Origin of the sequence: Actinoplanes sp. NPDC048967 (assembly GCF_040649415.1) — a bacterium.
In the GTDB taxonomy this organism is placed as follows: domain Bacteria; phylum Actinomycetota; class Actinomycetes; order Mycobacteriales; family Micromonosporaceae; genus Actinoplanes.
Genome location: NZ_JBEZFL010000003.1, coordinates 544,468 through 557,840, shown reverse-complemented (window position 1 = coordinate 557,840; position 13,373 = coordinate 544,468). Strand labels below are relative to the sequence as shown.

Annotated in this window: 14 protein-coding genes; 3 read left to right on the top strand and 11 right to left on the bottom strand. The window is 72.6% G+C overall.

The window, feature by feature from the left end:
• The first annotated feature begins 16 nt into the window (after positions 1–16).
• Complete coding sequence (locus AB0C12_RS15120) at positions 17–1,135, top strand: hydrolase (RefSeq protein ID WP_360548088.1); 1,119 nt, start codon at positions 17–19, stop codon at positions 1,133–1,135.
• Positions 1,136–1,176: 41 nt separating this feature from the next.
• Here AB0C12_RS15120 and AB0C12_RS15115 read toward each other — a convergent pair whose 3' ends face one another.
• From AB0C12_RS15115 to AB0C12_RS15105, 3 genes are read right to left on the bottom strand one after another with little or no spacing between them, the layout of a single operon-like run.
• On the bottom strand, positions 1,177–1,920 hold the full coding sequence (locus tag AB0C12_RS15115; RefSeq protein ID WP_360548086.1) for a succinate dehydrogenase/fumarate reductase iron-sulfur subunit: 744 nt from the start codon (positions 1,918–1,920) through the stop codon (positions 1,177–1,179).
• Positions 1,920–3,848: a fumarate reductase/succinate dehydrogenase flavoprotein subunit gene (locus tag AB0C12_RS15110; protein ID WP_360548084.1), complete on the bottom strand. Its 1,929-nt coding sequence runs from the start codon at positions 3,846–3,848 to the stop codon at positions 1,920–1,922. Before AB0C12_RS15110 ends, AB0C12_RS15115 begins: the two co-directional genes overlap by 1 nt.
• Before the next feature lie 2 nt (positions 3,849–3,850).
• The gene (locus AB0C12_RS15105) at positions 3,851–4,501 is read right to left on the bottom strand and encodes a succinate dehydrogenase cytochrome b subunit (protein WP_360549021.1); all 651 of its coding nucleotides are present in this window, start codon (positions 4,499–4,501) and stop codon (positions 3,851–3,853) included.
• 179 nt (positions 4,502–4,680) lie between these two features.
• Here AB0C12_RS15105 and AB0C12_RS15100 point away from each other — a divergent pair, with 179 nt between their 5' ends.
• Positions 4,681–5,604: a LysR substrate-binding domain-containing protein gene (locus AB0C12_RS15100; RefSeq protein WP_360549020.1), complete on the top strand. Its 924-nt coding sequence runs from the start codon at positions 4,681–4,683 to the stop codon at positions 5,602–5,604.
• 11 nt (positions 5,605–5,615) lie between these two features.
• Here AB0C12_RS15100 and AB0C12_RS15095 read toward each other — a convergent pair whose 3' ends face one another.
• Complete coding sequence (locus AB0C12_RS15095) at positions 5,616–6,086, bottom strand: nuclear transport factor 2 family protein (RefSeq protein WP_360548082.1); 471 nt, start codon at positions 6,084–6,086, stop codon at positions 5,616–5,618.
• 88 nt (positions 6,087–6,174) lie between these two features.
• On the opposite strand from AB0C12_RS15095, the gene AB0C12_RS15090 reads away from it, so the two are divergent.
• Entirely contained in the window at positions 6,175–6,783 is a 609-nt protein-coding gene (locus AB0C12_RS15090; protein WP_360548080.1) for a TetR/AcrR family transcriptional regulator, read from the top strand.
• A gap of 13 nt (positions 6,784–6,796) precedes the next feature.
• Here the strand turns inward: AB0C12_RS15090 and AB0C12_RS15085 are convergent, their stop codons facing one another.
• The 7 genes from AB0C12_RS15085 to AB0C12_RS15055 all read right to left on the bottom strand — a co-directional run bounded on the left by AB0C12_RS15085 (position 6,797) and on the right by AB0C12_RS15055 (position 13,373).
• Positions 6,797–7,162, bottom strand: coding sequence for a hypothetical protein (locus AB0C12_RS15085; protein ID WP_360548078.1), 366 nt, complete (start codon positions 7,160–7,162; stop codon positions 6,797–6,799).
• Between the two features lie 402 nt (positions 7,163–7,564).
• Positions 7,565–8,788 (bottom strand): erythromycin esterase family protein, encoded by a 1,224-nt coding sequence (locus AB0C12_RS15080; RefSeq protein ID WP_360548076.1) that lies wholly within the window; start codon positions 8,786–8,788, stop codon positions 7,565–7,567.
• Entirely contained in the window at positions 8,785–10,227 is a 1,443-nt protein-coding gene (crtI, locus tag AB0C12_RS15075; protein ID WP_360548074.1) for a phytoene desaturase family protein, read from the bottom strand. The genes AB0C12_RS15080 and crtI overlap by 4 nt, the downstream gene beginning before the upstream one ends.
• Positions 10,224–11,318, bottom strand: coding sequence for a glycosyltransferase (locus tag AB0C12_RS15070; protein ID WP_360548072.1), 1,095 nt, complete (start codon positions 11,316–11,318; stop codon positions 10,224–10,226). The genes crtI and AB0C12_RS15070 overlap by 4 nt, the downstream gene beginning before the upstream one ends.
• The gene (locus AB0C12_RS15065; RefSeq protein ID WP_360549018.1) at positions 11,315–12,082 is read right to left on the bottom strand and encodes a carotenoid biosynthesis protein; all 768 of its coding nucleotides are present in this window, start codon (positions 12,080–12,082) and stop codon (positions 11,315–11,317) included. The genes AB0C12_RS15070 and AB0C12_RS15065 overlap by 4 nt, the downstream gene beginning before the upstream one ends.
• Positions 12,079–12,660 (bottom strand): GNAT family N-acetyltransferase, encoded by a 582-nt coding sequence (locus AB0C12_RS15060; RefSeq protein WP_360548070.1) that lies wholly within the window; start codon positions 12,658–12,660, stop codon positions 12,079–12,081. Before AB0C12_RS15060 ends, AB0C12_RS15065 begins: the two co-directional genes overlap by 4 nt.
• Positions 12,657–13,373 carry a monooxygenase gene (locus tag AB0C12_RS15055; protein WP_360548068.1) on the bottom strand — a complete coding sequence of 239 codons (717 nt, stop codon included), beginning with the start codon at positions 13,371–13,373 and terminating at the stop codon, positions 12,657–12,659. The genes AB0C12_RS15060 and AB0C12_RS15055 overlap by 4 nt, the downstream gene beginning before the upstream one ends.

The window sequence follows — 13,373 nt, the reverse complement described above, 5'->3', positions numbered from 1 at the left end:
TGGAAAGGGGCCCGATATGAAGCTGGCCTGCGCCGCCCTCGTGATCACCGCCGGACTGCTGGTTCCGGCGCCCGCGCAAGCCGCGGACGTCCCGCGGTTGGTCCGGCCGACCGGCCACCAGCCGGTCGGCACGACCGCGATCCACCTGACCGACACGTCCCGGCCCGACCCCTGGGTGCCCGGTTCGGCCGCGCGCGAGCTCATGGTCACCGTCTGGTATCCGGCGGCCGCGCCGGGCGGGCGCCACGCCCGGTACATGTCGCCGCGGGAGTCCGAGCTGTACCTGGCCGGTAAACGGATCACCGACCTGCCGGCGGACACGCTGAGCCGGGTCCGCACCTACGCCTACCTGGATGCGCGGCCCGCCGGCCGGGCCCGCAGCCTGCCCCTGGTGGTGCTCTCACCCGGCTACACCCAGCCCCGCGGGACGCTGACCGGGCTGGCCGAGGACCTGGCCAGTCACGGCTACGTCGTGGCCGGGATCGACCACACCCACGAGACGTACGCGGTCACCTTCCCCGGCGGCCGCATCGCCACCTGCGCCGCGTGCGAGCTCACCGAGGACGACGCGTTCTTCCGCAAGCTGTACGCGGGCCGGGCCGCCGACGTCTCGTTCGTGCTCGACCGGCTGACCGGGCCCAGGCCGGCCTGGCGCGGCAGCTCGCTGATCGACGCCTCGCGGATCGCCATGTCGGGTCACTCGGCCGGCGGGGCGAGCGCGATCGCGGCGATGGCCGGGGACTGCCGCATCGACGCGGGGATCGACATGGACGGTACGACGCGCGGCATCGTCCCGTCCGGCGGATTGTCCCGGCCGTTCCTGTTCCTCGGCACGCAGGCCGAGCACTCGCCGGGCGGCCGGGACGTCTCGTGGGACGACGACTGGAAGCGGTTGACGGGCTGGCGGCGCTGGATCGTCATGGCCGGCACCGTGCACGGGTCCTTCACCGACCTGACGCTGCTGGCCGACCAGCTCGGCATCGACCTGGGTGCGACCACCACGGGCACCCGCTCGCTGGAGCTCACCCGCCGGTACAACCGGGCGTTCTTCGACCAGCACCTGCGCCACCGGCCGCAGCCGCTGCTGGACCGGGCGTCGCCGCGCTTCCCGGAGATGGTCATCGCCGCGCGCTGACCCGGGGCCGGGCACGGTCGCCGACCGTGCCCGGCTACGCGCTACTTCTTGCCGATGGCCTTGCGGTAATCGTTGTTGAGGCGGCCGATCAGGGTCAGCGGGATCCCCTTCGGACAGACGGTCGTGCACTCGCCCATGTTGGTGCAGCCGCCGAAGCCCGCGTCGTCCTGGGCCTGCAGCATGTCGACGACCCGGCTGTCGCGTTCCGGCTGGCCCTGGGGGAGCAGGCCCAGGTGCGACACCTTGGCCGCGGTGAACAGCATCGACGAGCCGTTCGGGCAGGCTGCCACGCAGGCACCGCAGCCGATGCAGGTGGCCGCCTCGAAGGCCGCGTCCGCGTCCGGCTTGGGCACCGGGGTGGCGTGCGCGTCCGGGGCGGTGCCGGTCGGCGCGGTGATGTAGCCGCCGGCCTGGATGATCTCGTCGAACGCGCTGCGGTTGACCACCAGGTCCTTGATCACCGGGAAGGCGGCCGCGCGCCACGGCTCGACGTCGATCGTGTCGCCGTCCTTGAAGTGCCGCATGTGCAGCTGGCAGGTGGTGGTGGCCCGCTCGGGACCGTGCGCCACCCCGTTGATCATCATGCCGCACATGCCGCAGATGCCCTCGCGGCAGTCGTGGTCGAACGCCACCGGGTCGTCACCGTCGAGGATGAGCTTCTCGTTGAGGACGTCGAGCATCTCCAGGAAGCTGGCGTCGGGGGAGATGTCCTTGACGTCGTAGGTGACCATGCGGCCCTTGTCGGCCGGCCCCTGCTGGCGCCACACGCGTACCTGGATGTCCATTACTTGTAGCTCCGGGTGCTCGGGTGAACGTATTCGAATTCGAGCTGTTCCTTGTGCAGCACGGGCGTCTCGCCGAACTCCCAGGCCGCGACGTAGCTGTACTCGTCGTCGTGGCGCAGCGCCTCGCCGTCGGGGGTCTGGCTCTCGGCGCGGAAGTGACCGCCGGCCGACTCGGCGCGGTGCAGCGCGTCGATGCACATCAGCTCGCCCAGCTCGAAGAAGTCGGCGACCCGGCCGGCCTTCTCCAGGTTCTGGTTGAGCTGCTCGCCGGTGCCGGGCACCTTGACCCGCTGCCAGAACTCCTCGCGCAGGCCGCGGATGAGGCCGATGGCCTTGGTCAGGCCCTCCTCGGTGCGTTCCATGCCGCAGTACTCCCACATGATGTGGCCGAGCTCGCGGTGGAAGGAGTCGACGGTGCGGTCGCCGTCGACGGCCAGCAGCCGGGCCAGGCGGTCCTCGACCTGGCCGCGGGCGGCGACGACCTCCGGGTGCGACTCGTCGATCTGGTCGAACGGGCCGGCCGCCAGGTAGTTGTTCAGCGTGTTCGGCAGCACGAAGTAGCCGTCGGCCAGGCCCTGCATCAGCGCGGAGGCGCCGAGCCGGTTGGCGCCGTGGTCGGAGAAGTTGGCCTCACCGATCACGAACAGGCCCGGGATGGTCGACTGCAGGTCGTAGTCGACCCACAGCCCGCCCATCGTGTAGTGCACGGCCGGGTAGATCCGCATCGGCACCTGGTACGGGTCCTCGCCGGTGATGCGCTGGTACATCTCGAAGAGGTTGCCGTACTTGGCCTCGACGGCCGGCTGGCCCAGCCGCTCGATCGCGTCCGCGAAGTCGAGGTAGACGCCGAGACCGCCGGGGCCGACGCCGCGGCCCTCGTCGCAGACGTTCTTCGCCGCGCGGGACGCGATGTCCCGGGGGACCAGGTTGCCGAAGGACGGGTAGATGCGCTCCAGGTAGTAGTCGCGGTCCTCCTCCGGGATGTCACCCGGGGCGCGCTTGTCGTCGCCCCGCTTCGGCACCCACACCCGGCCGTCGTTGCGCAGCGACTCCGACATCAGCGTCAGCTTCGACTGGTGCGAGCCGGACTCGGGGATGCACGTCGGGTGGATCTGCGTGTAGCAGGGGTTGGCGAACAGCGCGCCCTTGCGGTGGGCCCGCCACGAGGCGGTGACGTTGCAGCCCTTGGCGTTGGTGGACAGGAAGAAGACGTTGCCGTAGCCGCCGGAGGCCAGCACGACCGCGTCGGCCAGGTCGGTGGTGATCTCGCCGGTGACCAGGTCACGGACCACGACGCCGCGGGCCTTGCCGTCGACCACGACCAGCTCGAGCATCTCGTGGCGGGCGTGCATCTCGATGTTGCCCAGCCCGATCTGCCGCTCCATCGCCTGGTACGCGCCCAGCAGCAGCTGCTGACCCGTCTGCCCCCGCGCGTAGAAGGTGCGCGACACCTGGGTGCCGCCGAAGGACCGGTTGTCGAGCAGGCCGCCGTACTCGCGGGCGAACGGCACGCCCTGGGCCACGCACTGGTCGATGATGTTCACGCTGACCTCGGCCAGCCGGTACACGTTGGACTCGCGGGCGCGGAAGTCGCCGCCCTTGACCGTGTCGTAGAACAGCCGGTAGATCGAGTCGCCGTCGTTGCGGTAGTTCTTGGCCGCGTTGATGCCACCCTGCGCGGCGATCGAGTGCGCGCGCCGCGGGCTGTCCTGGTAGCAGTACGAGCGCACCTTGTAGCCCGCCTCGGCCAGCGTCGCCGCGGCCGAGCCACCGGCCAGGCCGGTGCCCACCACGATGACGGACAGCTTGCGGCGGTTGGCCGGGTTGACCAGCTTGGCGGAGAACCTGCGGCGTTCCCAGCGGGTCTCGATCGGCCCGTCCGGAGCGGCCTGGTCGGCGATGTCCTCGCCCTCGGTCCAGAAATTCATGGTCAGTCCACCAATCCGGTGAGCACGGCGAACGGCACCGACAGGTAGCCGACCACCAGGACGACGGAGAGCAGCAGCGCGGCGCCGCGGGCGATGCGTTCCCCGCGGGCGGTGCGCTGGCCCAGCGTGCGGACCGCGCTGAACAGGCCGTGCCGCAGGTGGAAGCCCACGGCCACGATGGACAGCGTGTAGAACAGCGTCACGTACCAGCGGTCGGGCGCGAAGTCGGCGGCGACGTTCGCGTACGGCTGACCCGGCTTGCCGTTCGGGTTGAGCGTGCCGGTGGTCAGGTCGAGGATGTGGTAGATCACGAACAGCAGGATGATCACGCCACCCCAGCGCATCGTCCGGGCCGCGTAGCTGCCCTGGACCTTGGGGCGGTGCACGTAGCGCACGGGCCGGGCCTTGCGGGCGCGGCGGGCCAGGACGGTGGCCGCGACGATGTGCGCGACGACCGCGAAGGTCAGCACCGCACGCTGGATCCACAGGTACCAGTCCTGGGGCAGCAGGGGCGTGCCGATGGTCCGCAGCCAGTGCGCGTAGTGGTCGAAGGTCTCGGCGCCGAAGAAGATCTTCAGGTTGCCGATCATGTGGGCGTACAGGAAGCCCACGAGGAGCAGCCCGGTGACCGCCATGAGGATCTTCAACGCCAGCGAGGAGCGCGCGCCCCGGCGTGGCTTGAGCGCCGGCTTGTCGGCCAGCGTCTTGCGGGCCGGCTCGGCCGTCGCCCGGGGAGTTGGAGTGCTGATGTCTACCGCCACACCGTGAACGCTAAGAACCCGCGGGCGATTCGTCTAATGCATGATCGGCGGGGTCGTCATAGACGTAAGCTATCAAGGTGCAGCTTCAACAGCTCCGATACTTCGTAGCAGTGGCAGAAACCCGGCATTTCACCCAAGCGGCTGACTCGCTGGACGTTTCTCAGCCAACTTTAAGTAAGCAGATTCACACCCTCGAACAGACGCTCGGCGCGCCGCTCTTCGAACGCGTCCGGGGCGCGGTCGCGCTCACCGCGGCCGGCGAGACCCTGCTGCCGCTGGCCCGGCGGATGGTCGCCGACGCGGACGCCGCCCGTGACGCGGTGCAGGAGATCGTCGGGCTCCGCCGCGGCCGGGTCCGGGTCGGCGCCACCCCCAGCCTGTGCTCGTCGCTGGTCCCGACCGTGCTGCGCCGGTTCCGCACCGAGCACCCGGACATCGAGCTGCACGTCAACGAGGGCAGCTCACAGGACCTGATCACCGACCTGCTGGCCCGGGACCTGGACCTGGCGCTGATCGTCCACCCGGAGCAGGGCGTCGACCCGGCCCTGCACGCCGCCCCGGTGCTGCGCGAGAGCCTGGTCGTCGCCTCGGTCGCCGCCGGACCACCACCGACGGCCAACCGGCAGCTCGCCCTCACCGAGCTGCGTGACACCCCGCTGGTGATGTTCCGGCCGGGCTACGATCTGCGCGACGTCACCCTGGAGGCGTGCCGAGGTGCGGGTTTCATCCCGCGCTTCGCGGTCGAGGGCGGCGAGATGGACGCGGTGCTGGCCTTCGTGGAGGCCGGCCTCGGGGTGGCGCTGGTCCCGAGCATGGTGCTGGTCAACCGGCCGCTGCTGCGCGCGACGCCGCTGGCGCCGCCGGGGATGCGCCGCACGATCGCGCTCGCGCACCGGCGCCGGGCGGTGCTCCCGCACGCGGCGGAGGCGCTGCGTGCCACGCTGCTGGACCACATCGCGACGGGCGAGCTGCCCTTCGGCGTGCAGCCGCTCTAGCGGACGGAGAGCTACGCCGCTGTGGTGGCTGTCTCGGCGGCCTCGATGGCCGCCTTGAAGTCGGGGCCGGCCCCGAGCTGAGCGAGCAGCACATTGGCCGCGTTGTAGCAGTTGAAGCTCTCGATTTTTCCGTCCCGGAGATACCAGAGGTCCGCCGTCGGCACGTCGATACGATTACCGGTCGGACGGATCTCGCCGGCCGGGGTCGGGAATGCGCCGAGATGCGTTCCCTGAATGCGCAGTTCGACGGCGACAACGGCACCGAGCGCGTGCACGTGGAGCAGTTCACGGTGGACGTCGGGAAAGACGCTCGCGAAGCCCGTCAGCGCGTGAGGAATCTGGTCCCCGCGGAAGGTCAATGAATTCGGCACGTCGTTGAACGTGCCGTCCTCGGTGAACAGGGCGCGAAAGCCCGGCCCGTCGAGGACGTTCCCTTCCGCCAGCCGGTATGCCGCGCGGACGACTTCTTCGTTGCTTTCCATTTCTGCTCCTTGAGACCTGGTTCTGAGGTGCGTCCCGCCAGGCTAACAAGGTTTTTGACTGTCCGGTCAATAACGTAAGCTGGCTCACATGCCGCGCCCCCGCAAGTTCCTCGAGAGTGATGTCGTCAGCAGCGCCAGTGAGGTGTTCGCCGTGCACGGCCTGGCCGCCGCGACGCTGGATGACCTGGTGCGGGCGACCGGTCTGGGGAAACAGAGCCTGTACAACGCGTTCGGCGGAAAGCGGGAATTGTTCTTCCGGGCGCTCTCCGAGGATCGGGAAGAGGCGGCGCGCGCCGTCTCGGAAGCGCTCGGGCACGACGACGCGTCGCCGCTGGAACGAATCCGGGGACACCTGCTCCGGATGGCGATCGAGTTCAGCAGCAGCGATCGGCGCGTCTCGCTCACCACGCGTGCGCTGGTCGAATCAACTGGTGAAGAGGATCCCCTCTCGACGGCCACCAAGGCCGGCATCGAACAGCTCGCCGGGGTCTACGCTCAATGCCTCGAGCACGCGCGGGAGAACGGGGATCTCCCGGCGGACGCGAACGTGCAATCGCTGGCGGTCTACTTTGTCGCCGTCACTCGTGGAATGGAGCTGCTCGGCCGCGCCGGTGTCGGCCGCAGCGTGCTGACCGCGGTCGCCCTCGACGCCCTTCGCGTGCTCCACGGTCAGCGCATGGAAGAGGCCCGGGAATGACGGCAGACCCGCGTCAGCGGAACCGCTCGGCGTGGTCGGTGGCCCACTCGGCGAACGTCCGCCCCGGACGACCGAGCACCTCGGCCACCGTCGTCGAAAACGGACCCGGGGCGCGCGCACAGCCGGCCAGTGAGCCCAGCAGGCGGTCGGGGATCTCGGCCGGCAGGCCGGCGGCGAGCATGCCCTGGCGCACCTGCTCCGGCGTGATCTCGGCGAAGCTCAGCTCCCGGCCGGTGGCCCGGCCGATCGCGTCGACCTTGGCCGCCTGGGTGAGTGGTTGCGGCCCGGTGAGCAGGTACGTCCGCCCGGCGTGCTCCGGCTCCAGCAGCGCCCGTACGGCCACCGCGGCGACGTCCCGCTCGTCCACCGTCGAGGTCACCGCCGCCGCGTGAGCCCCGCGCACCACCCCGCCCCGCCGGGGTTGCGGCGCCCAGGCCAGCGCGTTGGCGGCGAAGTCGGTGCACCGCAGGATCGTCCACTCCAGACCCGAGTGCCGCGCCGCCTGCTCCGCCGCAGTGAACTCGGCGATGAATCGGGGTCGCCGACCGGGTGCGCCACCGTGGCCGCCGACAGCACGACGACCCGCTCGGCGCCGCGCTCGGCGGCCCGGGTGAGGAGCTCCGGCGTGGCCGCCCGAGGGCTGTAGAGCACGGCCCCGACGTGCGCGATCGTCTCCAGGGGAGTGTTGCGGGCCGGGTCCCGGGACAGTCCTGCGGCCCGGTCGCCCAGCAGCCGCATCGCTTCGCGGCCCACCGAGGCGGGCGAGACCGCCGTCCGCGGCCTACCGTGACGTGGTGCTGATCTCCGGCAGGCTCACCACGAGGTCGTAGGCGTCCAGCACCGGCGTGTCCAGGAAGGTCTCCGACAGGCGGATCTTCTCCGGCCCGCTCATCCGCTCCCGCGCCGCCCGCAGATCCACCAGGGCCGGCCCGGCCGACGGCAGGAACGCGGCCTCCACACTGTCCGCGGGGGCCGGCGGCAGATTCTCGCTGGTCACGGCGACGCCGCCCGGTGCGTCCGGGTCGGCCCGGCGCGCGGAGGTCCGGCCCGCCTGCGCGGTCACCGCCATCGCCACGTACTGCCCGCCGAGGCGGTCCGCCAGATGGTGACCCATGGCGGACAACGCGAACGTGGGAGTGCGCACCGGGGTGCGCTGAATGTGCGTGTTGTGCGCGGCCAGCACGATCTTCGCGTCCGGGTCGAGCAGGTGGAAGACGGTCTCGGCCATGCCACGGTCGCGGGCGGCCACCTTCGGGTGGCTGAAGTCCGCCGTGAAGCTGCGCAGCCCCTGGTCCAGCAGGCACGCCAGCCGCAGCTCGTGCCGGGCTGTCCGGTACGCCCCCGCACCGGCGGCCGCCGTGTAGTCCACGGCCAGCGCGTCGAAGCGGGTGGTCAGGTCGGCCAGCAGCGCGGTGGCCCGGTCCCGGTCCACGCCGTCGATCGCCGCATAGGCCCGGTACGCGAGCAGCGTGTGCTCCCCGGCGTAGGCCCGGGCGTACTCGGCGATCCGGTCGACCAGGGGCAGCGCGTCCGCGTCCACCTTGCCCAGGTAACGCCGCAGGCTGTCCAGGGCCGGCAGGGGAGAGGCGGTCGAGCCGGGCACGTCCACTCCGCTGAACCGCAGCGGCAGCGGCGACGACCGCATCCAGCGCAGCAGGTCACGCATCTCCGGGCACCGGCCCATCCGGTACGTGATCCCGTGCTCGGCCAGCTCGTCGAGGTCACCCGGCCCGCCCCGGACCCAGTCGGCCACGGCCAGGCCCTCGCTGAAGCCGGACTCCATCGCGAAGACCGTGAAGCCGCACCGCTCGGCCAGGAACCGCAGCAGCCGGTGCCGCCACAGGTAGTACTCGCGGACGTGATGGGCGCTCTCGCCGATGGCGACCACGCGCGCGTCCCGCAGGATCTCCACCAGGGGTTCCAGGTCGTCCAGCGGCGCCGCCGGATCGGTCGTGCCGAGCGGGATCGCCCGCTCCGCGACGAAGGCACTGAAGGCGGCTGTCATGCCGGTCCGATCTCGTCCGCGACGATCTTCGCCGAGAGGGTCACCATGGGCAGTCCGCCGCCCGGATGGGTGGAGCCGCCGACCAGGAACAGCCCGGCCAGCGGGCCACGGTTCGCCGGGCGGGTCAGCCCGCCCGCCGTACCGTAGATCGCGCCGCCCGGTGCGGCCGCGGCCTCCGCCAGATCCGCCGGGGTGCGGGTCTCGGTGAACAGCAGCCGGTCCCGCACGTCCAGCCCGCGCGCGGCCAGCACGTCCAGGATGTGCCGCCCGTAGGCGTCGGCCAGGCCGGGCCGCCGCCAGTCGACCGCCCCGAACGATGTGCCGTGCCGGGGCGCGTTGACCAGCACGAACCAGGCCTCGGTGCCGGGCGGGCCCACCGCGGGATCCGCCGCCCGGGTCACGAAGACGGTCGGATCCGAGGGCGGCCGGGCCCGCTCGCCGGTGCCGGGGGAGCCGAAGACGGCGTCGAACTCGGCGTCGTAGTCGCTGGGGAAGAACACGGTGTGGTGCGCCAGCTCGGGTGTCTGCCCGCGGACGCCGAGCAGCAGGACGAAGCCCGCCAGGCTGCGAGCGGCCAGGCCGCCGAGTCGGGACGGCGCCGGCAGCAGATCGCGGTACACCGACAGCGCGTCCACATTGGCCACCACCACGTCGGCCGGGACCACCTCGCCCGAGCCCAGCCGTACGCCGGTGGCCCGCCCCGCGGTCGAGCAGATCCGCTCGACCGGTGAGGACGTCACGACCCGCACCCCCAGCGAGCGGCAGCGGTCGAGCAGCGCCGTGGCCAGCACCCCGAGCCCGCCGGCGAGATACCAGCCGCCGAAGGCCAGCTCCGCGTACGGGATCGCGGCCAGCGCCGCGGGGGCCCGGCGCGGATCGGCGCCGGTGTAGGTCGCATAGCGGTCCAGCATCATGCGCAGCCGCGGGTCCCGCAGATAGTGCCGGCCCAGCGACCGCAGTGAGCGCCCGGGCGCGATGGCCGCCAGGTCACCGACCCGCCAGGACAGCGCGGCCAGCGACGCCGGGGTGACCTCGCGCTGCAGCACCGACCGCCAGGAGGCGCGCCAGATCCGCTCGGCGCGCACCCAGAACCGCGCCCAGTCCGCGCCGGCGGCAGCCCCGAAAGCGGCCTCGATGCGTTCCCGGAACACCTGCGGGTCGGACGAGGAGTCGAGCACCGAGCCGTCGGGAAAGTGGTGGCGCACCACCGGGTCCAGCGCCACCGGGGACAGCTCCAGGCCCAGGTCGGCGAAGACCTGCGGCAGGGTGAGCAGGCTGGGGCCGGTGTCGAAGCGGAAGCCGTCACGCTCGTACCGGCCGAGTTTGCCGCCGACCTCGGCCGCCCGCTCGTGCACGGTCACCCGGTGCCCGGCGGCGGCCAGCCGCGCGGCGGCGGCCAGGCCTCCCACTCCAGCACCGATGACCACGATGTCGCTCATACCGGCCGCCCCCGCCAGGAGAGCGCTCCGCGCCGCCGCAGCGCGAACGAGCGCACCACCAGAGCGGCGAAGAGCAGGATCGAAACCGGCTGGGCCAAGGCGTCGGGCCAGGCCCGGCCGCCGGTCGCCCGGGCCGCGACCACTCGGCCCACCACCCCGAGCAGGTACGCCGCCAGCGCCCACCCGGCCGGCTCCACAGCCCCGGCGGCCAGGAAGACCACGGCGGCCACCGGCGGCACGGCGTAGAGCAGCACCAGCAGCCCGACCACCGCGGCAGCCCCGGCCGGCGACCCGAAGGACGCCCACATCGACTTGCTGTAGCCGTCGCGCAGCTCCCGCCACGAGGTGTACATCAGGCAATCCGCCAGCGCCGAGCCGTCGGCGAGGGCGATCCGGCCGCCGGCGCGTTTGACCGCCCGGGCCAGCCCGATGTCCTCCAGCACGTCGTCCCGCACCGCCGCGTGCCCGCCGGCCCGCTCGTAGCCCGCCCGGTCCAGCACGAGCCACTGGCCGCCGGCCGCCGCCAGCGACGGCCGCGGCGAGCGTTCCATCGCCCGCAAAGGCAGGAAGGTCAGCCACGACCACTGCAGCAGCGGCTGCACGAGCCGCCCGGCCCCGACGATCCGGGGGTACGGCGACAGCAGCTGCACCCCGGCCGAGCGCAGCAGCTCGACCCCGCCGGCGATCGCCCCCGGGGCCAGCACCACGTCGGCGTCCACAAGAACCAGTACGTCCACGTCGCCGGCCGCGGATGCGAGTTGCGCGCACGCGTGCGGTTTGCCGAGCCAGCCGGCCGGCAGGGGCGCGCCGGTCAGCAGCCGTACCTTGTCGCCGGCGACCGCCCGCACCACCTCGGCCGTGCCGTCGGTCGAGCCGTCGTCGAGCACGAGGATCTCCAGGTGCGGCACGCCGGACTGGCCCAGCAGCGCCTGCAGGCACGGCGTCACGCGGTCCGCCTCGTCGCGCAGCGGCAGCAGCACGGCGACCCGTTCGGTGGTCGTCGCCCCGGTGCGCGGGCGGCGCAGCCGCGCCGCGTTGACGATCGTGTGGGTGGTCAGCGCGACCAGCGGGAGCAGCGCCAGCCACCTCATGCCGGCACCGGCTGACGGATCCGCCGCACGGCCAGCGGCAGCACGATCGCGCCCATGAGCACGCCGCCCCACAGCGCCGAGGCCGGCAGGCCGAGGAAGACGGCGTGGGCGAGCACGGAGGAAGCGTACGTCCACCACCAGAGCGCGAGCATCGGTGTGTCGCCCGGCAGGACCACCGCGGCGCGCCGCCCCGCGGCGGCGGCCAGCCCGGCCATCAGCAGCACCGCGAAGCCCAGCCAGCCCAGATAGTTGCCGATCGGGATGCCGGGCACGCCGGGTAGCGCGGGCGTGGGGGAATCCCAGGTCCAGTAACCCTCGGCGACCATCTGCGGGTCGAGGAACAGGTCCCAGGCCGCGAGCCCGGCCGCGGCCAGCGCGATCCGCGCCGGCCTGGAGCGGGCCAGCCGCAGCGCGGCCAGCCAGGCCGGCCAGGCCATCCAGGTCCAGGCCAACGGGATGATCAGCGGTACGCCGAGCAGCTTGGGCCCGAGCTGGCCGGAGTAGTCGTAGGTGCCGAACGGGAACCCGGTCGCCACCCCGATCGCCTCCACGGCGAAGCCGCCCAGGGTGGCGGTCGCGATGAGCGCGGCGGCCGCCCGGACGCCCCGGGTCAGCAGCGCGTGCGAGACCGACAGCAGATAGCCCAGCACGACGGTCAGCACGGTGAGGCCGGCGCGCAGGCCGCCGCCGGTCAGCGGATAGCAGATCTGGGTCAGGATCAGGGCGCCGAGCAGCACCCAGGGGACTACGCGACTCACTGTCAGATGCCGACGATCCCGGGCACGTCCTCGGTCGCCGGGCGGCCGGCCAGCGGCAGCTCCCGCCCGAGGATCGCGAACGCCCGCTCGTCACCGGGGAAGATGAAGTCGCGCAGCACGTCGGAGAAGCCGAAGCGCCGGTACAGCCGCCAGGCCCGCGACTTCTGCTCGTCGGCCTCGGGGGTGGACAGCAGCACGGTCGAGCCGTCGGCCATCGACAGCAACGCGCGCAGCTGCCGGGCGCCGATGCCGTGGCCCTGCGCGCTGGGTTTGACGTGCAGCTCGACCACCTCGAAGCAGTCACCGAGCCAGTGCCGGCGCCCGGGCTCGTCCAGCGCGGCGCGGACCTGGTCGTGCCACCACTGGCCGGGCCCGGACGAGTAGCCGTAGCCGAAGCCCGCGAGGTGGCCGTCGGTGGTGAGGGTGGCGACGGCACGGAAACCGGCCCGGCGCACGTGGGCACCGATGTACCCGCGCCGGGTCTGCAGCAGCTCGGCGCGGTAGCCCATCGCCTCGCCGTACACGCTGACCACGTCGTCCAGCCGCCGGAGCATGTCGTCCGGCTGCCAGGGAACGAGCCTCATCGCTCTCCTTCTCGCCGGGCAACATCTTGCCAGCCCAGGACGGCTTTGTCGCCACTGATGCCGCGCACCGCGAACCGGGCGAACAGCTCCTCGGCGTACCACCGGGCGGCCGGGGTGCGCCGCACCACGGCGCGATGCTCCGGCTGACGGTACGCGAACCCGGTCAGATCCGCCTCGGTGCGCCAGACACTGACCGTGCCCTGCCAGCCGAGCGGCGCCTCCCCGATGCCGAACCGGGCCAGCAGGCCGGGCGCCGCGGCGAGCTCACGCGCCACCGGAGGCACGGCCCGCCAGAACGTGAGCGCGCGTACCGGGCGCAGCCGGGCCCGGGTCAGCGCCAGCACCGGGGCGTCGGTCCGCCCGCCGGAGGGCGCGCCGAACGGGGTCTGCCCGGACCACTGCCCGCGGCTGGTCAGCGGGGTCAGCTCGACCCGGGCGGACCCCGCGGCCAGCGCGTCCCAGGCGGCGCCGACCGGTCCGAGCTGTCCGCCGGCCGGATCGTCCCAGGCGACCACGGCGGCGTACCGGGTCAGATCGGCGTCGCCGGGTCCGAAGCCGGTGCCGGTCCCGGTGCCGAGCAGCTTGCCGAACCGTACGCCGGGCAGCGCGCGCAGCCGCCGCCGATCGAGCGCCATGCGCAGCAACGCACTGCCCAGGGCCCGGCCCGGAACCCGCCACACGTGCAGGGTGACCAGTGGCGGGACGTCAATCAT